The organism is Spirillospora sp. CA-128828 (assembly GCF_050945415.1).
Taxonomy (GTDB): domain Bacteria; phylum Actinomycetota; class Actinomycetes; order Streptosporangiales; family Streptosporangiaceae; genus Spirillospora.
Window position 1 is genome coordinate 2,763,895 of the sequence record NZ_CP191986.1, and the last position, 20,459, is coordinate 2,784,353.

Here is a 20,459-nt window from a genome sequence, read left to right on the forward strand (position 1 = left end):
AACGAGAAGTGGCCGCTCGTGACACTCTGCGGGTGGCCGCCGCCGCCCGCTCGGCCGAGACTTGTCCCATGTCGGAACACGCGAATCTGCTTCGGCGCCACCGGGCGGTCATGCCGTCCTGGATGGCGCTCAACTACCGGGACCCCATCGAGATCGTCGGCGGCAAGGGCAACCGCGTGACCGACGCCGAGGGGCACGGCTATCTCGACTTCTTCACCGGCATCCTCACGAACATGCTCGGGTACGACGTCCCCGAGGTGCGGGGCGCGGTGGAGCGGCAGCTCGCGACCGGTGTCGTGCACACCTCCACCGCGTACCTGCTGCGCGGGCAGGTGGAGCTGGCCGAGAAGATCGCCCGGCTGTCGGGCATCCCGGACGCGAAGGTGTTCTTCGCCAACTCCGGCACCGAGGCCAACGAGACGGCGCTGCTGCTGGCCGCCCACGCGCGGCGCAGCGACCAGGTCCTCGCGATGCGGCAGAGCTATCACGGCCGGTCGTTCGCCGCGACCGGCGTGACCGGCAACCGCGCCTGGACGAACCTGTCGTTCTCGCCGCTGGACGTCCACTTCCTCCACGGCGCGGACCGCCACCTCCCGCAGTTCGCCGGCATGCCGGACGAGCAGTACATCGACGTGTGCGTGCAGGACCTCAGGCACGTGCTCGCCACCGCGACCGGCGGGGACGTCGCCGCGCTGATCGCCGAGCCGATCCAGGGCGTCGGCGGGTTCACGATGCCGCCGGACGGGCTGTTCGCCGCGTACAGGAGCGTCCTGGACGAGTTCGGGATCCTGTTCATCTCCGACGAGGTCCAGACCGGGTGGGGGCGGACGGGCCAGAGCTTCTGGGGCATCGGCGCCCATGGCGTGACCCCGGACATGATGACGTTCGCCAAGGGCCTCGGGAACGGGTTCACCGTCGGCGGCGTCGTCGCCAGGGGCGATCTCATGGACGGCCTGCACGCGGTCGGCATCTCCACCTTCGGCGGCAACCCCGTCTCGATGGCCGCCGCGAACGCCACGCTCGACCACGTCCTCGACCACGACCTGCAGGCGAACGCGGCGAGGCAGGGCGCGACGCTGATCGGCGGGCTGTCGGCGGCGGCCGGCCGGTTCCCGGTCGTCGCGGACGTCCGCGGCAAGGGGCTGATGTTCGCGATCGAGCTGGCCGATCCGGAGACCGGCGAGCCGAGCCCGCCGCTCGCCGCCGCGTTGATGGAGGCCGCCCGGGAGCGGGGGCTGCTGGTCGGCAAGGGCGGCCTGTACGGCAATGTGGTGCGCATGGCACCGCCGATGACCCTGACCGACGACGAGGCCGCCGAGGGCCTCGGCATTCTGATCGCGTCCCTTGAAGCAGTGAATGCGGAGGCCACCTCATGAGCAAGCACGTCACGCACTGGATCGGCGGGAAGCCGTTCGCCGGGGAGGCCGCCCGCAGGGGCGACCTCTACGAGCCCGCCTCCGGGCGCCTCGCGGGGACGGTCGACTTCGCCGCGCAGGCCGAGGTCGACGCCGCCGTGGCCGCCGCGAAGGCCGCGTTCCCCGGCTGGCGGGACGCCTCGCTGTCGCAGCGCACGAAGGTGCTGTTCGCGTTCCGCGAGCTGGTCAGCGCGCACCGCGACGAGCTGGCCCGGCTGATCTCGTCCGAACACGGCAAGGTGGTCTCGGACGCGGCGGGCGAGGTGGCCCGCGGCCTGGAGGTCGCCGAGTTCGCCTGCGGCATCCCGCACCTGCTCAAGGGCGGCTTCTCCGAGAACGTCTCCACCCGGGTGGACGCCTACTCGATCCTGCAGCCGATCGGCGTGGCCGCCGGGATCACCCCGTTCAACTTCCCGGCGATGGTGCCGATGTGGATGTTCCCGGTGGCGATCGCCTGCGGGAACACGTTCGTGCTCAAGCCGTCCGAGAAGGACCCGTCGGCGTCGGTCCGGCTCGCCGAGCTGTGGGCGGACGCGGGGCTGCCGGACGGCGTCTTCAACGTCGTCCACGGCGACAAGGCCGCGGTGGACGGGCTGCTGCACCACCCGGACGTCAAGGCGGTCAGCTTCGTCGGATCCACCCCGATCGCGCGCTACATCTACGCGACGGCGGCGGCGAACGGCAAGCGGGTGCAGGCGCTCGGCGGCGCCAAGAACCACATGCTCGTGCTGCCGGACGCCGATCTCGACCTCGCCGCGGACGCCGCCGTCTCGGCCGGGTTCGGCTCGGCGGGGGAGCGGTGCATGGCGATCTCCGTCGTGGTCGCCGTGGACCCGGTCGGGGACGAGCTGACGGCCAAGATCCGCGAGCGTGTCGCCAGGCTCACGGTCGGGCCCGGCGACGACCCGGAGTCGGAGATGGGCCCGCTGGTCACGAAGGCGCACCGGGACAAGGTGGCCTCCTACCTGGACGGCGCCGTCGCGCAGGGCGCGACGCTGGCCGTCGACGGGCGCGATCCGGACGTCCTCGGCGGCCCGGGCGAGGGGTTCTGGCTGGGCCCGGCGGTCCTCGACCACGTCACCCCGGACATGGACGCCTACAAGGATGAGATCTTCGGCCCGGTGCTGTCGGTGGTGCGGACGGGCTCCTACGAGGACGCCATGGAGCTGATCTCCGCCAACCCGTACGGCAACGGCACAGCGATCTTCACCAACGACGGCGGCGCCGCGCGCCGCTTCCAGAACGAGGTGGAGGTCGGCATGGTCGGCGTGAACGTGCCGATCCCGGTGCCGATGGCCTACTACTCCTTCGGCGGCTGGAAGGACTCCCTGTTCGGGGACAGCCACGCCCACGGGATGGAGGGCGTCCACTTCTACACGCGGACCAAGGCCGTCACGTCGCGCTGGCTGGACCCCTCTCACGGGGGTGTCAACCTCGGTTTCCCCGCCGGCGGCTGAGCGCACGGGAATTTCCTACCGGCGGCGATTTCCGTCGTCAATTTTCGTCCGGTGTGCGCGGATGAATAATGGCTCCACCCATTGACGAGGTCTGTGTCGGGCGACACAATCTCACTGTCTCAATTAATTGAGGCGAAATTAATGAGTCAGGGTCGGCAGTCAGAAACACGGGGTCCGCTGGCCGCGCGGCCGGCGGAGCCGGATGTGCAGGAGAGCCGCGCTATGACCGCAGGCGACCACGCCGCAGAGGTGGACGCGCTCGGAAGGCGATTCCCGGGCTGGACCATTTGGTTCGGCCTGTTCACCGGCCACTGGTGGGCACTGCCGCCCAAGGACCGCGACGTCGGCGACTTCCTTGAGGCCGACACCCCGCAGCGGCTCATCGCACGGATCGAGGTGGTCAAGCACGCCGCACCCAGGCGTCCGCCGGCCGGACGGCCGGCGCCCCACGACGGCCCCGCACGGCCGTCCCGCGACACCCGGCAGGACGTGCGGCGTCCCTCGAATCTCCTCCGTCTCGAGGGCGTCACACCGTCGCCGTTCGGCCGGGTACCGGTGGTCGCGTGGCCAGGCAGCACCGCACGGTGATCCGCTGTTCCCCAACCTCGCCACGCCCGCCGGTGCCGCCGCGGCCCCGGGCAGGACGGCAGCCCGCGCCATACCCCTCTCCAGCAACCTCCGTGTATGGCGCGGACGCCAGCACCCGCCGTCCCCCGGGGCCCGGCGGTTTCTCCGTTAACACCCCGACCGAAATGCGCAGCAAAGGATGCGGCAATGGTCATGGGGTTCTTACCTTCTGGAAACCCCCGCGGGAAACGGTCGAGTCGCGATCTTCGGTAATTCCGGCCCGGTCCGGACGCGGTCGGCGGGAAATGCGCGGAGGACCTGCGATTTAATGCATCGGCCCCGCCCGGGACGGACGGAATGGCGGCCGGGCGGGGCTCCGGCCGCCGCCCGGGGGGCGGGTGCACGCGTCCCGGCCGCGCCGGAGACGCTACGCTGCGCCGACGGGCTCGTTCACGAGGGGGAGGGCCCCGGGCACGGATCGGGAGCGAGATGCGGCTGAAGGCCACGGGACGGGTCAAGGTGGCGGCGGCCCTGGTGGCGGCCACGGCGCTCGCCGCGGCGGGCCTCGGCGCCTGCAGCGGCGGGGACAAGAAGCCGGCCGGCGTCGCGAAGGTCGCGAGCACCCTCGGGCCGGGCGAAGGGATGCTGAACCTCCTCACGCTGCCCGGCTCCGTGGAGAGCGGCAGCACCGACCCGCGCGTGGACTGGGTGACCCCGTTCCAGGAGCGCACCGGCTGCAAGATCGGCCTCAAGGTGGTGAAGACGCCCGAGGAGATGGCCGATCTCCTGTCCGACAAGGACCGCCGGTACGACGGCGTCGCCGCGCCGCCCGAGGTCGCGGGGCGGCTGCTCGAGGAGAACCAGGTCGTCCCGATCAACCCCGACCTCGTGGACGGCTACAAGAAGCTGGAGCCGAAGCTCCGCAAGCTGCTGGAACGCGACGGCAAGCACTACGGCATCCCGTACGTGTGGGGCTCCAACCTGCTCATGTACGACACCCGGGCCGTCCCGCCGCCGGCGAGCTGGGCCGCGCTGTTCGATCCCGCCCAGGCGCGCCGGTACTCCGGCAAGATCATCATGCGGGACAGCCCGCTCGCCATCGCCGAGGCCGCGCTCTACCTCAGGGGCAAGGAGCGCAAGCTCAAGATCCGCGACCCGTACTCGCTGACGCCCGCGCAGCTCGCCGCGGCGGGGCGGGTGCTGGCGAAGCAGCGTCCGTACGTCGGGGAGTACTGGGAACTGCCGGCCGACGCCGTCAGCGCGTTCGCCGGCGGGCGGGCCGTGCTCGGCGAGGCGTGGCCCTACAACGTGGACGTGCTGAACCGCGCCGCAAAGCCCGTCCAGGGCGTCGTCCCGTCCGAGGGCGCGACCGGATGGGTGGACGCGTGGATGATCGGCGCCCGCGCCCAGCACCCCAACTGCATGTACCAGTGGTTGCAGTGGACGGCGTCGCCGGACGTCCAGCAGCAGGTTTCCGAGTGGACCGGGGTGGCGCCCGCCAACCCGCAGGCGTGCTCGGGCGACCGCCTCAAGTCCGGCTTCTGCGCCGCCTACCACGTCGGCGACCGCGGGTACCTCGACAAGATCATCTTTGCCCACGCGCCGTCGAAGGCGTGCGGCGGCGAGTCCGAGGAGAAGGACTGCACCGACTACGCCGCATGGACCCGGACCTGGATCCAGTCGACGAAGGCGTGACGAAGGCTTGACGAAGGCGCGGTGCCTGCCCTCAGGGGTCTCTCCGGCGCGCCCGACCGCCCCCAGCCGGGCGCGCCTGCTGGGTGGTCCCGGACTTCCCCCCGAACGCCCGGGTCACCCTTCTCCCTGGAGAGACCTCCGTGACGACGGCGGCAGGCACCGTCGTCCGCGCGGGCGGCGGCTCCCCGACCGGCCGTCCGGCGTCCGTGAACGGCTCCCGGGGGCCCCGCCGTGCGCGGGGTACCGGCGGGGCGGGTGCGCAGTCGTCGCACGCGAACACCCCGGACGAGTCCGGCAGGCGGCCGACGCGGATGCGCGGCCGGGGCCACCTCTTGCGGCAGACGACGCAGGCGTCGCCCAGGCGCTGGGCCGTGCTCAGCCCTCCCGGATCGACGACCGGCTCGCCCGTCTGGCCCATGTTTCCATCCCCCCGGCGGGAGTCGGCTTCACGTCACTCCTTTATAGGCGGGGAAGAGTGTTGTCACTGTTACCGAAGGTGAAAAGGGCGGCAAAGGCTTACGTGTCGCCCGGCGGCCCAAGATCGACTCGGCTATGCGGTTCCGGTGGACCGCCGGAACGCCTCTGGACCAGGGGTTTTGCAGACCAGGGTTATGCGATCGGCGGCAGGCACCTTTGCTGTCCTTTGGCCGTGTCGTGCGTACAAAGGAGACATGTCGGTCCGGAACGTCGGTCCTCCGCGCGTCCGGCCGCACAGGCTCCGCTCCGTGCGGGCGCGCCGGCCGCCGCCGGCGGCGGTCGCGCTCGCCTCCCTGCCGGCGGCCGCGGTGGCCGTGGCGGCGGTCGTGCTGTACCTGCTCGGCGATGTGGGCCGCGTGGGCGTGCTCATCGCGGTCATGGTCCTGCTCGCCGCCGCGGCCGCGGCGCTGGCCGCCTGGAGCCTCCGGTGCGCCGCGGGTCGCGCGCTGCGGCCTGTAGTGCTGCTCCAGCGGGAGATGGAGGGGCTGGACGAGTCCGATCCCGGCCGCCGCGTCGGCGTGCCGGTGACCGGCGGCGACATCGCGCGGCTGGCAGGCGGGGTCAACACGCTGCTTGAGCGGCTGGAGATCGCGGCCGTGCAGCGGCGCTCGTTCATCTCCGACGCCTCGCACGAGCTGCGCACGCCGATCACCGGCCTGCGGACCCGCATCGAGCTGGCCCTCGACGCCCCCGACGACGGCGACGTCGCCGACACCCTGCGGCACTCCCTCGCCGACATCGAACGGCTGCACCAGATCGTCGAGGACCTCCTCGTCCTCGCCCGCCTGGACGCCGGTGAGGTGCCGGTCCGCGAGCGCCTCGACCTCGGGGCGCTGGTGGAGACCGAGATCGGCCGCCGCGCGTCGGTCGTCCCGGTGACCGTCAAGGCGGAGCCGGGCATCCTCGTCCGGGCCAGCCGGCCCCGCCTCGGCCGCGTCCTGGTCAACCTGCTCGCCAACGCCGACCGGCACGCCGTCGCGATGATCGAGGTGCAGGTGCGGGCGGAGGCGGGCGAGGCCGTCGTCGAGGTGCACGACGACGGCCCGGGCATTCCACCCGCGGACCGCGACCGAGTGTTCGAGCGCTTCGCGCGCCTCGACTCGGCGCGCAGCCGGGCCGAGGGCGGCAGCGGCCTCGGGCTGGCGATCGCGCGGCAGATCGCCATCGCCCACGGCGGGCGCCTGTACGTCGCCGACGGTTCGTACGGCGCGCGCCTCGTCCTGCGCCTGCCGCTCGCGGATCAGGCCTAGCGGAACGCGGCGGCGTTGTCCGCGGCCCACTGCGCGAAGGACCGGGCCGGACGCCCGAGGACCTTCTCCACGTCCGGGCTGACGCGGCGTTCGGCGGCGGTGGGCTCGCCCAGGATGTCGAGCGTCCCGTCCACGACCGGCTCGGGCATGAAGGCGGCCATCTGCGCCCGGGCCTCCTCCCGGGTCTGTTCCACGAACGTCACCGCTTCCCCCAGCGCGTCGCCGAGCACCTGGGCGCGTTCCCGAGGGGATAGCGGAGCCGGGCCCGTGAGTTCGTAGACGCGGCCTGTGTGCCCGTCCTCCCGCAGCACCACGGCCGCGACGTCGGCGATGTCCGACGGGTGGACGAAAGGCAGCGCGACGTCGGCGAACGGCGCGGCGGCCGTCCGGTGCGCGCGGACCGGCTCCGCCCAGGCGAACGCGTTGCTGTCGAAGCCGCCCGGCCGCAGGATCGTCCAGCCGAGTCCCGACTCGCGGACGGCGTCCTCGAACGCCCGCAGATGCACGTGGCTGTGCGCCGCCGGCCGCGTCCCCGCACCCTGCGACGACATCAGCACGACCCGCCCCACGCCGGCGGCCTTCACGACATCGAGAACGTCGCGCGGGTTCAGGCTGAAGGGGTCCCCCAGCAGTGGACCGGCGACGAGGAGGAAGAGCGCGTCCGCGCCCTCCAGGACGGGGCGCAGGGTCTCCGGCTCGGCGAGGTCGGCCGCGCGGTGTCGGACACCGTCCGGCAGGTCGTCCGGCGCGGTGCGCGACACCGCGGTCACCCGCTCGCCCGCCCCGGCCAGCGCCCGCACGAGCGGCCGCCCGACGTTTCCCGTGGCGCCCATGACAACGATCATGACTTTCTCCGTCCAAGCTGCGCTGACGCCACCGGAGGCGGCGCTGTCGCGGTGCGACCCGGCGAAGCTAGCATCCTGGATATAGTAGGTACCTAGAAGAAAGTGACTACCCGTGGAGGCCGTGATGGGGAAGACGACGACCGAGGACGTGGCCGCCGAGCTCGCCTGCCCGATCGCGCCGGTGGTCGACATCGTCTTCAGCCGGTGGACGACCCCGATCCTCTGGACGCTGCACGAGTACGGGCGGCAGCGGTTCGTGGAACTCCAGCGCCGCATCACCACGATCACGCCGAAGGTGCTGACGCAGCGGCTGCGGCAGATGGAGCGCGACGGCCTCGTCGTCCGGACCTACCATCCGGAGGTGCCGCCGCGGGTCGAGTACGAGATCAGCGAGCTGGGCCGCAGCCTCGCTCCGCTGTTCGCGACGCTCGCGGAGTGGTCCGCCGTGAACCTGGAGAAGGTCGAGCGGGCGCGGCACGCCTACGACGCGGGCGGCGGCTGAGCGGGCCGATGCCCGACAATGGTGGGGTGATGTCTCCCTCAAGCCCCGACGTGACCGCACGCGAGGTGGTCGTCCTCGGCTCCACCGGTTCGATCGGCACCCAGGCGCTGGACGTGATCCGCCGCAACCCCGGCCGGTTCCGGGTGACCGGGCTCGCCGCGGGCGGCGGCCGGGTCGGCCTGCTGGCCGAGCAGGCGCTGGAGTTCCGGCCCGAGGTCGTCGCGGTGGCCAAGGCGTCCGCCGCGCAGGAGCTCCAGCTCGCCTTCTACGCCGAGGCCAAGCGGCGCGGCTACGCCTCCGGCGACTACCCGATCCCCAAGATCGTGGCCGGTCCGGACGCGGTCGCCGAGGTCGCCGCCTGGCAGTGCGACGTGGTGCTGAACGGGGTGACCGGCGCGCTCGGCCTCGCCTCGACGCTGGCCGCGCTGGACGCGGGGCGCACCCTCGCCCTCGCCAACAAGGAGTCGCTCATCGTCGGCGGCCCCCTCGTCAAGGAACGGGCGAGGCCGGGGCAGATCGTCCCGGTCGACTCCGAGCACTCGGCGCTCGCCCAGTGCCTGCGCGGCGGGCGCGCCGAGGAGGTGCGGCGGCTCGTGCTGACCGCGAGCGGCGGCCCGTTCCGCGGGCGGAGCCGCGCCGACCTGGCCGACGTCACGCCCGAGCAGGCGATGAACCACCCGACGTGGGACATGGGGCCCGTCATCACGATCAATTCCGCCACCCTGGTCAACAAGGGGCTGGAGGTCATCGAGGCGCATCTGCTCTTCGACGTCCCGATGGAGCGGATCGAGGTCATGGTGCACCCGCAGTCGGTCATCCACTCGATGGTCGAGTTCACCGACGGCTCCACGCTGGCGCAGGCGAGCCCGCCCGACATGCGGCTGCCGATCGCGCTCGGCATCGACTGGCCCGGCCGCGTCCCGGACGCCGCCGCCGGCGTCGACTGGACGAAGGCCCACACCTGGGAGCTGTTCCCGCTCGACGACGAGGCGTTCCCGGCCGTGGCGCTGGCGCGCCGCGCCGGTGAGCTGGGCGGGACGGTCCCCGCCGTTTACAACGCCGCCAACGAGGAATGTGTGGACGCGTTCCGCGCGGGACGGCTCCCGTTCCTCGGGATAGTCGACACGGTCGCGCGGGTAGTGGAGGAGCACGGTCCGGGCACCCCCGGTGACCTGACGCTGGACGACGTCCTCGCGGCCGACGGGTGGGCGCGGTCGATGACCAGGGAACTGACCGGAACCGACTGACCCGGGGACCGCCTCGGGACGAACCCCAGAGGGGGCCCGGATGGCCTACTTCCTCGGTGCGGCGGCGTTCGTCGTGGCGCTGCTGGTGTCGGTGATGCTCCACGAGGGCGGGCACCTGCTGACCGCCAAGAGGTTCGGAATGAAGGCCACCGAGTACTTCGTGGGTTTCGGTCCGACCCTGTGGTCCACCCGCCGGGGCGAGACCGAGTACGGCGTGAAGGCGATCCCGCTGGGCGGTTTCGTCAAGATCGTCGGCTACACGCCGCTGGAGGAGATCGATCCGGCGGACCGTCCGCGCGCCTTCTACCGGCAGCCCGCCGGACGCCGCTCGGTCGTCATCGTGGCGGGCGTGGCCGCCAACTTCGCGTTCGCGTTCCTGCTGCTCATGGTGATGGCGATGACGATCGGCGTGCGCGAGCCCGGCACGGTGACCAGCACGGTCGACCAGGTCACCCCGTGCGTGCCCGCCGCGATGTCGGGCGGCTGCGGCAAGGACCGCCCGAGTTCCCCGGCCTCCCGGGCGGGGCTGCGCGCCGGCGACCGCGTCGTCTCGTTCAACGGCACGCCCGTCTCCGACTGGGCCGACCTCACCGGGGCGATCGATGAGGCGAAGCCGGGCGAGACGGTGACGCTGGTGGTCCAGCGGCCCGGGGCGCCGCGGCCGGTGACGCTGCCGGTCACGCTCGCGGACGTGGACGGTCAGCCGTTCGTCGGCATGTCGGCGACGGTCGTCGGAGCCGGATACGAGCGGACCGGGCCGCTGAACGCGGCGGTGTTCGCCGGACGCGGCATCGGCCGGACGGTCGCCGGCATCGGGCAGGTCGCGGCGGACCTGCCGGCCGCGATACCGAAACTGTTCTCGCCCGAACGGGAGAGCACGCCCGGCGGCCAGGTCGGCAGCGTGGTCGGCGCCACCGAGGTGTCCGGGCAGATCTTCTCGTCCGGCGGCTCCACCCGCGACAAGCTCGCCCTGTACCTGTCGCTGGTCGTCTCGGTGAACATCTTCCTCGGCGCGCTCAACGTCCTGCCCCTGCTCCCGCTGGACGGCGGGAACCTCGCGGTGGTCGGGTACGAGCGGGCGCGGGCCGGCGTCAACCGGATCAGGAGGCGGCCGGATCCGGGCACGGTCGACATGACCAGGCTCCTGCCCTTGACATACCTCGCCGTCCTGCTGCTGGTGGGGCTCGGGGTGCTGCTGATCCTCGCCGACCTGTTCAACCCGCTGCGGCTACCGGAATGACACAAAATGTTTACCGGGTGTAGTCGCATGGTCACACTGTTCGGTACCGGGCGCCGTCAACTCAGCCGCGTGGGGCGCCTAGGCTTGGTGCGGGGCCGTCAGTCAGAGGAGAGGGATGAGCGTTTCACTGGGTATTCCGAGCGTCCGCGGCGAAGGCGACGGGCAGGGGGCGCCGGATCCGATCGCGCCCCGCCGCAGGTCCCGGCAGATCATGGTCGGGAACGTTCCGGTCGGGGGCGACGCGCCGGTGTCGGTGCAGTCCATGACCACGACCCTCACCGCCGACGTGAACACCACGCTGCAGCAGATCGCGGAGCTGACCGCGTCCGGGTGCCAGATCGTCCGCGTCGCGGTGCCGTCGCAGGACGACGCCGACGCGCTGCCGGCGATCGCCCGCAAGTCGCCGATCCCGGTCATCGCCGACATCCACTTCCAGCCCAAGTACGTGTTCGCGGCGATCGACGCCGGCTGCGCGGCCGTGCGCGTGAACCCCGGCAACATCAAGAAGTTCGACGACAAGGTCGGGGAGATCGCACGCGCGGCCAAGGACGCGGGGGTGCCGATCCGGATCGGCGTGAACGCCGGCTCGCTGGACAAGCGGCTGCTGGAGAAGTACGGCAAGGCCACGCCCGACGCGCTGGTCGAGTCGGCGCTGTGGGAGTGCTCGCTGTTCGAGGAGCACGACTTCCGCGACATCAAGATCTCGGTCAAGCACAACGACCCGGTCGTGATGATCGAGGCGTACCGCAAGCTGGCGGCGGCCTGCGACTACCCGCTGCACCTCGGCGTCACCGAGGCGGGCCCGGCGTTCCAGGGCACGATCAAGTCGGCGGTGGCGTTCGGCGCGCTGCTGGCGGAGGGGATCGGCGACACGATCCGGGTGTCGCTGTCGGCGCCGCCGGTCGAGGAGGTCAAGGTCGGCGCGGCGATCCTGGAGTCGCTGGGGCTGCGCAAGCGCGGCCTGGAGATCGTCTCCTGCCCGTCCTGCGGCCGCGCGCAGGTGGACGTCTACACGCTCGCCGAGCAGGTCACCGCCGGGCTGAAGGACTTCCCCGTCCCGCTGCGCGTCGCCGTGATGGGCTGCGTGGTGAACGGGCCCGGCGAGGCACGCGAGGCCGACCTCGGCGTCGCGTCCGGCAACGGCAAGGGCCAGATCTTCGTCAAGGGCCAGGTCATCAAGACCGTCCCCGAGTCGCAGATCGTCGAGACGCTGATCGAAGAGGCCATGCGCATCGCCGACGACATGGGCATCGAGATCGGCGAGGACGGCTCGGTGTCCGGGCCCGGCGCCGACGTGGTGGTCGGCTGACCCGCGCGGAGAAGCGACGCCACGACCGGCCGGCACGGCTGACCGGCTGATCGACACGAAGGGCCCCGGGTGCGAACCCGGGGCCCTTTCGCGTGCGCGTGGGCCGTCGGCACGGACACCCGGGAGCGGAACGTCCCAGCGTGTTACGAAGTTCCGCTGATCTTGTCACGATTCCGCATCCACTCGAAATGGGCCCTGTCGGGGCAGATGCCAGAACCGCCACAATCTTCACTCATTTACCCGTATGTCTGACTCAACCGGAGTCGGCACGATAGGGGGATTTGTGAAGAGGATCGTTGTCGTGGCCGCGGTGGCCGGGCTCGGTCTCACCGGTCTGGGCGCCACAAGCGCGCAGGCCGCGAGCCCATCCGCCGGACCGGCCGGAGGCTTCAACCCCGCCGCGCTCTCGTGGCACACCTGCCCTGCGGACTTCGTCAAGACGGTGCACGACCTCTACGACGCGCTGTACCCGGTCTCCAAGATCGTGCAGTGCGCCGAACTGTCGGTGCCGATGGACTACGCCAAGCCGCAGGGCAAGAAGATCACCCTTCAGCTCACCAGGACGCCGCACACGGGCAAGGGTGAGGCCAAGGGCGACATCGTCGTCAACCCGGGGGGTCCGGGGGGTGGCGGCGCGCTGTTCGGCCCGCGCGTGTTCGCGCAGAACTCCGCCCCCATGCGCGACGCCTACAACGTCATCGGGTTCGACCCGCGCGGCGTCGGCATGAGCGTCCCGGCGCTCACCTGCGACCCGAACTACACCAACGCCCCGCGTCCCGACTACGGCACCGGCGACCGCAAGTCCGTCGCCACGTGGCTGAAGCTGTCCAAGGGATATGCGGAGGCGTGCGCGAAGGCCGACGCGACAGGGCTGCTGAACCACATCAAGACGATCGACTCCGTCAACGACATGGAGTCGATCCGGCGGGCGCTCGGCAGCAAGAAGCTCGACTACTACGGCGCCTCCTACGGCACCTACCTCGGCTCGGCCTACGCCACCGTCTACCCGAAGACGGTCGGGAAGATGGTGCTGGACGGCAACGTCGGCCCCTCCGACGCCTGGTACGACGCCAACCTGAACCAGGACATCCAGTTCGACATCAACATCGACTACTACTTCGGCTGGATCGCCAAGTACGACTCGGTGTACCACCTGGGCACGACGCAGAAGCAGGTCCGGAGCTACTTCTACGACCTGCGGGCCAAGCTCAAGAACAAGCCGGTCTACTACACCGACCCCGACAGCGGGCAGACCATCGCCGTCGGGCCGGACGAGCTGACCGACGTGATCCTGAACGCCGGCTACCGGCGCAGCCAGGCCGTCTGGCACGGGTACGCCGCGGGCCTGTCGGCCTACAAGTCGGGCGACACCGCCACGTTCGCGCAGACCTTCGGCGCGCAGACCACCGGCGGGGCCGACGACAACGGGTACGCCGTCTACCTCGGCGTGCAGTGCACGGACGTCCAGTGGCCGCTGAGCTGGAAGAAGTGGCAGCGGGACAACGAGCGGATCAACAGCAAGCACCCGTTCGAGACGTGGGGCAACGCCTGGTACAACGCCCCGTGCCTGTTCTGGCCCGCCAAGGCCGGCAAGCCGGTGAACATCGGCCACACGCGCGACCTGCCGCGCAACATCCTGATGTTCCAGTCGACCGCGGACGCGGCCACCCCGTACGCGGGCGCGCTGGACATGCACCGCAGGCTCAAGGGCTCGCGGCTGGTCGTCCAGGACGGGGACCGGACGCACTGCATCGTGCACCGCGGCTCCGCCCAGGTGGACGCCTACTTCGATGCCTACTTCCTGCGGGGAGAGCGTCCGGAGCAGAGCACCGTGCACGTCCCGCAGCTCGGTGACCCGACCCCGCCGTCCTCCGCGTCCGCCAAGACGCTGAGCGGCGCGGGTTCCCAGCAGGCGGCGCGCCTGAAGGCCGACGTCATCCGCTGACGCGAGGGCTCCGTCCGGCGCACCGCCGGGCGGAGCTCCACGCGGGCCCCCGGAGCGAACTCCGGGGGCGCCGATCTGAGGGAGTCACGTGAAAAGGATCGTTCTGGTCGCGACCGCGGCGGTCGTGGCGGCGGGCGGCGCGGGCGTCGCCGTCTCCGCGAGCGCCGACACCGGGACGGCCGGTGCCGCGCCGGTCGCGGCCACCGGCATCGACTGGGGCAAGTGCGAGGTCAGCGGCCCCGATGACCCGATGAACAAGGCCCAGTGCGCCCAGGTCGAGGTCCCCCTCGACTACGGCAGGCCCAACGGGCGCAAGATCTCCATCGCGGTGTCGCGCTTCAAGCACACCGACGACAAGAACTACCAGGGCGTGCTGCTCGTGAACCCCGGCGGCCCCGGCGGCACCGGCATCGAGTACGCGCCCGCCCTGGCGCGCTGGATGGGCGGCGTCGGGCACGCCGACGTCGCGGCCAAGTACGACATCATCGGGTTCGACCCGCGCGGCGTGGGCTCCAGCAAGCCCGCGCTGACGTGCGACCCGAACTTCTCCGACCCGATCCGCCCGGACTACGTCCCGTCCTCCTCGAAGGAGGAGAAGGCGTGGATCGCCAAGTCGCGCAAGTACGCGCAGGACTGCGCGAAGAAGTTCGGCTGGCTGCTGCCGCACATGCGCACCACCGACGCCGCGCGCGACGTCGACGTGATCCGCGCCGCGCTCGGCCAGCAGAAGATCAGCTGGTACGGCTTCTCCTACGGCACCTACTTCGGCGCCACCTATGCCACGCTCTTCCCCAAGCGCGTGAAGCACATGGTGCTGGACGGCAACGTCAACCCGAAGACGGTCTGGTACGACGCCCAGCTCGAACAGGACAAGGCGTTCGAGCGGAACATGAAGTCCTGGTGGGCGTGGATCGCCAAGTACGACTCGCTCTACCACCTCGGCAAGAGCGAGAAGGCCGTCGAGGCCAAGTACTACGCGGTCCGCACCGCGGCGAAGAAGGCCCCGATCGGCGGCAAGATCGGCCCGGACGAGCTGGACGACATCGTCCTGTCCGCCGGTTACAACACCGGCTTCTACATCCCGTTCGCCCAGGCGCTCTCGGCGTGGGCCAACGACAAGGACGCCTCCGGGCTCCTCGACTGGCTCAACCCCGGCGGCGACGACAACGGCTTCGCCGTCTACAACGCCGTCCAGGCCGCCGACGCCAAGTGGCCGCGCAACTGGAGCAAATGGCACCGCGACGCCGTGAAGCTCTACAGGCAGGGCTACCGGTTCAACACCTGGAGCAACGTCTGGTTCAACGCCCCGATCGCCTTCTGGCCGTTCCAGGGCGGACCGGCGCTCAAGCTGAAGGGCGGCAAGAGCCTGCCCGGCATGCTGCTCGTCCAGTCCACCCAGGACGCGGCGACGCCGGTCGCGGGCGGCCTAGAGATGCACAAGGTCTTCCCGTCCTCCCGCCTGGTGTTCGAGGTCGGCGGCAAGACCCACGCCAACACGCTCAACGGCAACGCGTGCCTGGACGACAAGGTCGCGGCGTACCTCGACACCGGTGCGCTGCCGGCGAGCCACCGCGGCCCGGACGCCTACTGCAAGGCCGTCCCGGCGCTGAACGACCCGGATCCGACCGCCATGACCGCGAAGGCCGCACGGCCCACCGCGGGCAAGGACCTTCCGGTCGGACGCCCGTAGTACACGGATAGCACGCCGTCCCGTGGCGTGCCCGTCCGGTCCTTTCGCGGGGACCGGACGGGCACGCCACGGTTCGTTTTCCGGCAGTGGTCCGGTTTCCGGCCGGAATCGCGCGATCCGGGGTGCACGCCGATCGGGCCGTCCCGCCGGTAGAAAGCGAAGGTGCTGAACGACGCTGGAAAGAGGGCCGCCGCCGGGACGGCCGCCGCCGCAGTCACGTTCGGGGTCGCCGGAGCCGCCGCCGTGGGATCGCCCGCGGCCGCGGCCGCCCGCCTCGCACCCCATCCCGAGCCCCGGCCCGCCGGCCTCGCGTGGACGGCCTGTCCCGCCAAGGACCCGGTGGAGGGCACCCGGCTCAAGGGCCTCCAGTGCGCGTCGATCCGGGTACCGCTCGACCACCGCCGCCCGAAGGGCGAGCAGGTCACGCTCGAACTCACCCGCGCCCGGCACACCGCGCCCAAGTCCCAGGGCGTGGTGCTGCTCAACCGGGGCGGCCCCGGCGCCCACGGGCGCGACCTCCCGGCCTTCTTCACCGGCGCGCTGCCGAAGAAGGTCGCCGCGTCCTACGACTGGATCGGCTTCGACCCGCGCGGCGTCGGCGCCAGCAGGCCGGCACTGGTCTGCGACACGAGCTACCAGGACCCGGGCCGCGCGCGCCCCGACACCGTCCCCGCGAACGCGGAGGAGGAGCGGGCGTGGCTGGACCGCGCGAGGGCGTACGCCCGCGACTGCGGCCGCAGGAACGGGAGGATCCTGCCGCACATGGGCACCGCCGACATGGCGCGCGACATGGACGCGATCCGCGCCGCCCTCGGCCAGCGGAAGATCAACTACTTCGGCTACTCGTACGGGACCTACCTCGGCGCGGTGTACGCGACGATGTTCCCCGGACGGGTCCGCCGCATGGTGCTCGACAGCGTCGTCCGGCCGAGCGGCGTCTGGTACGACGCCAACCTCGACCAGAACGTCGCGTTCGAGAAGCGGATCCGCGCGTACTTCGCCTGGATTGCCCGGCACCACAAGGTCTACCGGCTCGGGGACACCGAACGGAAGGTCTCCGCCGCCTACGCGAGGGCGCGGGCCGCGCTCAGGGCCAGGCCCGTCGACGGGAAGATCGGGCCCTCCGAACTGGACGACGTGTTCCTCGCCGACGGCTACGCCGACTACTCCTGGTCGGCGCACGCGAGCGCCCTGTCGGCTCTCATCGTCCGGCACGACCCGGGGCCGCTGCGCAAGGCGTGGCAGCCGCCGAGCCGGCTCGACCAGAACAACTACACCGTCTACAACGCCGTCCAGTGCCGCGACGCGGCCTGGCCGCGCGACTGGAACCGCTGGCACGCCGACAGCGAGCGCCTCTACCGCCAGGGCTACCGTTTCGAGACCTGGGGCAACACCTGGTACAACGCGCCCTGCGCCTTCTGGCCGGTGCCCGGCGGACCGCCGCCGCGGGCGAGGGGCACGTCCGCGCTGTCGCCGATCCTGCTCGTCCAGGCCACCGAGGACGCCGCGACCCCGTACCAGGGCGCGCTGGAGATGCACCGCCGGTTCCCCACGTCCAGGCTCCTCGTGCAGGTCGAGGGGCGTGACCACGGCGTCTCGCTGTCCGGGGACAGGTGCGTCGACCGGGCCGTCGCCGGCTATCTCGGCGGCGGCGACCTGCCCGCGAACCGGCCCGGCCCGGACCAGCGGTGCAAGGCCGCGCCCGAGCCCCAGCCGGCCACGGGCAAGAAGGCGGGCAAGGCGCAACAGGCGGCGTCCCACCGCTGAGTCGCCGGATCGGGCCGTGATGGAGCCTGTGGAGGTGCGCGGCCCCCGGACGACATAGGCTTGTCCGCGTGGAGCTTTCAATGGTGAGGGCCGGGGGCCGGTAGCCGTGCGCATGCTGGGCTCGATGCCGGTGCGCGTGCTGGACGACCGGTACCGGACGGAGGCCCTCGCGATACTGGACGCCGACCCGGTGTCCAACGTGTTCGTCAGCTCCCGCGTGCACGCCGCGGGGCTCGACCCGCGCCGCCTCGGCGCGCAGATGTGGGGCTACCTGCGGGACGGCCGGCTCGTCTCGCTGTGCTACTCCGGCGCGAACCTGATCCCGGTCGCGGCGGGCCCGGAGGCGGTCCGCGCGTTCGCCGAGCGGGCGCAGGCCCAGGGCCGGCGCTGCTCCTCCATCGTCGGGCCGGTCGACGCGGTCGGGGATCTGTGGGAGATCCTCGCGCCCTACTGGGGGCCGCCCCGGGCCGTCCGCGCCGCCCAGCCCGTGATGGCGACCTCCGCCGTCCCCGACGTGCCCGCCGACCCGAAGGTGCGGCGCGTGCGGATGGAGGAGTTCGACATCGTCTATCCGGCCTGCGTGGCGATGTTCACCGAAGAGGTCGGGGTGTCGCCGAACACCGGCGACGGAGGCGTGCTGTACCGGGCCCGGGTCGCCGAGCTGATCCGCGACGGCCGGGCGTTCGCCCGGATCGAGGACGGCCGGGTCATGTTCAAGGCCGAGGTGGGCGCCGTCACCCCGCGGGCCTGCCAGGTGCAGGGGGTGTGGGTGCCGCCCGACCTGCGCGGCCAGGGTCTGTCGGAGACCGGGATGTCCGCGGTGGTGCGGGAGGCGCTGCGCAGCATCGCGCCGACGGTCTCGCTGTACGTCAACGACTACAACACGCGGGCGCGGGCGGCGTACCGGCGCGTGGGGTTCGGCGAGCTGGGCTCGTTCATGTCGATTCTGTTCTGAAACGTCCGTTTGCTGGGATTCTCAGGGATGTTGTCGCTGTGTGCCTGATCTGTCCTGGTAACTGAATCGATCTTGCCGGGCGGGTTAGCATCCCGCAGTGGAGTTCGCCGGGGCGTTGCGGCAGGCCATCAAGGCGAGCGGGCTGACCCTGGAACGGATCCGCCACCGGCTCGGCCGGCGGGGCCTGGCGGTCAGCGTCGCCACCCTGAGCTATTGGCAGCGGGGCCGCAGCCGCCCGCGATCGCGCACCGTGGTCCTCGCGCTGGAGGAGATCCTCCAGGTGCCGCCGGGGGCCCTCGCCGAACTGCTGGACGATCCCGCGCCGCCCGGCGCGGCCGTCCGGGGAGCGGGCGCACGAGCCGGGCGCACCGCGGGCCGGCCCGGCGCGGAGGCGCGGGACCTGTGGCCCGACCCCGAACGCCACGCCTGGCTCGTCGGCCAGCTCGACCGGTCCGGCGACCACCGGCTCGAACGGCTCGGCATCCACGACGTGTACCGGCTGGACGAGGCGCGCCGTTCCTGGACGCTGTCGGTCCGCACCGTCCTGCGGGCGGCGGACGACGACATCGACCGCGTGGTCTGCGTCCATCACGTGGGCGACGGCGACCCCGCGGGCGGCGGGACCGGCGACGGGCCGGCCGCGCTCGCGGACGTCCGGTACGGCCGTCCGGGCCGGATCCGCGCCGAGGGCGGGCTGATGGCGTTCGAGCTGGTCTTCGACCGGGTGCTGTCGGCGGGGGACACCGCGGTCGTCGAGTACGAGCTCGGGACGGCCGGGCGGCCGCCGTCCGACAGCTATGAGCGGCGCTTCCCCCATCCCGTCCACGACTACGTGGCGATCATCCAGTTCGCCGGTGACCGGCTTCCGGCGCGCTGCTACGGCTTCACCGCCGAGAGCTCCGCGGCCGCGCGGCAGCGGCTCGGCGAACTGTGGATCGGCACGTCCGGCAGCGCGAACCTCGCGGCCGGCGCCGTCCGCCGCGGCATCGTCGGCATCGAATGGGAGTGGCATTGAGCGGGAGTGGAGTGGGAGCGGCATCGGCGCCGGGCGGAGCCGGACGTCAGAAGTTGCCTGTTGGCATCGGGGCCACGGGGCCTTACAGTGAGCGCTGAAGTTGCAATCACAGGAGTCAAGGCCGTTCAGCGGGGGGCCGGCCGGAGCCGATCCGGAGGCCGGGCAATGCAGAGTCTCGCAGAGGACGATCTTCTACAGGTCCTCCAGTACGGTCCCTTCAACGTCGCCTTGCACGCCGCCATCCAGGCACGCGGCCTGAGTCTCGACTCGCTGCGCCGCCGCCTGGAGGAACAGGGCATCGCCGTCAGCCTGTCCACGCTGAGCTACTGGCAGCGCGGCCGGACGAGGCCCGAGCGCGCCGATTCGCTGCGCGCCGTCCGCGGCCTTGAGGCCATCCTCGAACTGCCGCGCCACTCGCTGCTGACGCTGCTGAAACCCACGACCGAGCGCCCCGCCGGGACGTGGCTGCCGGTCGAGGAGCTGTGCCCCGAGCCGGGCGTCCGCGACCTGTTCGACGAGATCGGCCATCGGGACGAACGGCAGGTCACCGGGCTCAGCCTGCACGACCAGTACATCATCGGCCGCCGCCGGGAGCTGCGCGAGGTCCGGGTCCGCGCGGTGTTCCAGGCGCAGCAGCGCGGCGTCGACCGCTGGATCGCCGTCTACCACCATCCGCAGGGCGTCCTGCCGTCGTCCCGCACCGCGCGCGGCTGCCGGTTCGGCCGCGTCCGGATGGACGAGTCCAGCGGCCTCATCGCCGCCGAGCTGCTGTTCGACCGGGCGCTCGGCCGCGGCGAGACGTACCTGCTGGAGTACGGCTTCGGGTTCGACGAGACCGGCCCGCCCGTGACCGAGGAGGGCCGCGGCTTCCGCGCCCCGCAGCACGAGTACCTCATCGAGGTCCGGTTCCACCCGGCCACGCTGCCCGCCCGCTGCTACCGGACGTGGCGGCCCGACGGCCACACCGCGCTCAAGGACTCGGCCGACCTGCGCATGTCCAGCTACCAGAGCGTCCACTTCATCGAGTTCGGCATGGCCGCCGGCTACCACGGCATCCGCTGGGAGTGGACGTGATCCGCGGCC

The 20,459-nt window shown here is 71.8% G+C and carries 16 protein-coding genes; 15 read left to right on the forward strand and 1 reads right to left on the reverse strand.

All coding sequences use genetic code 11. The features are described 5' to 3' along the window. Nucleotides 1-68: 68 nt before the first annotated feature. The 5 genes from ACQPXG_RS13825 to ACQPXG_RS13845 all read left to right on the forward strand — a co-directional run bounded on the left by ACQPXG_RS13825 (nt 69) and on the right by ACQPXG_RS13845 (nt 6,861). A complete protein-coding gene (locus ACQPXG_RS13825; RefSeq protein WP_433468062.1) occupies nt 69-1,376 on the forward strand; it encodes an aspartate aminotransferase family protein in 1,308 nt (435 codons plus the stop codon). After that, nucleotides 1,373-2,872: a CoA-acylating methylmalonate-semialdehyde dehydrogenase gene (locus ACQPXG_RS13830; RefSeq protein WP_433468063.1), complete on the forward strand. Its 1,500-nt coding sequence runs from the start codon at nt 1,373-1,375 to the stop codon at nt 2,870-2,872. Before ACQPXG_RS13825 ends, ACQPXG_RS13830 begins: the two co-directional genes overlap by 4 nt. A gap of 222 nt (nt 2,873-3,094) precedes the next feature. Beyond that, nucleotides 3,095-3,460, forward strand: a complete 366-nt coding sequence (locus ACQPXG_RS13835; RefSeq protein WP_433468064.1) for a hypothetical protein — start codon at nt 3,095-3,097, stop codon at nt 3,458-3,460. Between the two features lie 468 nt (nt 3,461-3,928). Continuing rightward, complete coding sequence (locus tag ACQPXG_RS13840; protein WP_433468065.1) at nt 3,929-5,134, forward strand: ABC transporter substrate-binding protein; 1,206 nt, start codon at nt 3,929-3,931, stop codon at nt 5,132-5,134. Between the two features lie 671 nt (nt 5,135-5,805). Then, nucleotides 5,806-6,861 (forward strand): sensor histidine kinase, encoded by a 1,056-nt coding sequence (locus ACQPXG_RS13845; RefSeq protein WP_433468066.1) that lies wholly within the window; start codon nt 5,806-5,808, stop codon nt 6,859-6,861. On the opposite strand, the gene ACQPXG_RS13850 is transcribed toward ACQPXG_RS13845, so the two are convergent. Continuing rightward, entirely contained in the window at nt 6,858-7,706 is an 849-nt protein-coding gene (locus ACQPXG_RS13850) for an NAD(P)H-binding protein (protein ID WP_433468067.1), read from the reverse strand. The genes ACQPXG_RS13845 and ACQPXG_RS13850 overlap by 4 nt on opposite strands. Before the next feature lie 124 nt (nt 7,707-7,830). On the opposite strand from ACQPXG_RS13850, the gene ACQPXG_RS13855 reads away from it, so the two are divergent. The 10 genes from ACQPXG_RS13855 to ACQPXG_RS13900 all read left to right on the forward strand — a co-directional run bounded on the left by ACQPXG_RS13855 (nt 7,831) and on the right by ACQPXG_RS13900 (nt 20,450). Then, nucleotides 7,831-8,208, forward strand: a complete 378-nt coding sequence (locus ACQPXG_RS13855) for a winged helix-turn-helix transcriptional regulator (RefSeq protein WP_433468068.1) — start codon at nt 7,831-7,833, stop codon at nt 8,206-8,208. A 29-nt stretch (nt 8,209-8,237) separates the two neighbouring features. Beyond that, the gene (gene dxr / locus ACQPXG_RS13860; protein ID WP_433469961.1) at nt 8,238-9,455 is read left to right on the forward strand and encodes a 1-deoxy-D-xylulose-5-phosphate reductoisomerase; all 1,218 of its coding nucleotides are present in this window, start codon (nt 8,238-8,240) and stop codon (nt 9,453-9,455) included. 40 nt (nt 9,456-9,495) lie between these two features. Further along, on the forward strand, nt 9,496-10,695 hold the full coding sequence (locus ACQPXG_RS13865; RefSeq protein ID WP_433468069.1) for a M50 family metallopeptidase: 1,200 nt from the start codon (nt 9,496-9,498) through the stop codon (nt 10,693-10,695). A 115-nt stretch (nt 10,696-10,810) separates the two neighbouring features. Then, entirely contained in the window at nt 10,811-12,004 is a 1,194-nt protein-coding gene (gene ispG / locus ACQPXG_RS13870) for a flavodoxin-dependent (E)-4-hydroxy-3-methylbut-2-enyl-diphosphate synthase (RefSeq protein WP_433468070.1), read from the forward strand. 283 nt (nt 12,005-12,287) lie between these two features. Further along, entirely contained in the window at nt 12,288-13,949 is a 1,662-nt protein-coding gene (locus ACQPXG_RS13875) for an alpha/beta hydrolase (RefSeq protein ID WP_433468071.1), read from the forward strand. An 88-nt stretch (nt 13,950-14,037) separates the two neighbouring features. Beyond that, on the forward strand, nt 14,038-15,639 hold the full coding sequence (locus ACQPXG_RS13880) for an alpha/beta hydrolase (protein WP_433468072.1): 1,602 nt from the start codon (nt 14,038-14,040) through the stop codon (nt 15,637-15,639). A gap of 162 nt (nt 15,640-15,801) precedes the next feature. Then, nucleotides 15,802-17,406: an alpha/beta hydrolase gene (locus ACQPXG_RS13885; RefSeq protein WP_433468073.1), complete on the forward strand. Its 1,605-nt coding sequence runs from the start codon at nt 15,802-15,804 to the stop codon at nt 17,404-17,406. A gap of 112 nt (nt 17,407-17,518) precedes the next feature. Next, nucleotides 17,519-18,361 carry a GNAT family N-acetyltransferase gene (locus tag ACQPXG_RS13890; protein ID WP_433469962.1) on the forward strand — a complete coding sequence of 281 codons (843 nt, stop codon included), beginning with the start codon at nt 17,519-17,521 and terminating at the stop codon, nt 18,359-18,361. Between the two features lie 97 nt (nt 18,362-18,458). Further along, a complete protein-coding gene (locus tag ACQPXG_RS13895) occupies nt 18,459-19,376 on the forward strand; it encodes a helix-turn-helix domain-containing protein (RefSeq protein WP_433468074.1) in 918 nt (305 codons plus the stop codon). Between the two features lie 165 nt (nt 19,377-19,541). Then, nucleotides 19,542-20,450, forward strand: a complete 909-nt coding sequence (locus tag ACQPXG_RS13900; protein ID WP_433468075.1) for a hypothetical protein — start codon at nt 19,542-19,544, stop codon at nt 20,448-20,450. The last annotated feature ends 9 nt before the right edge of the window (nt 20,451-20,459 follow it).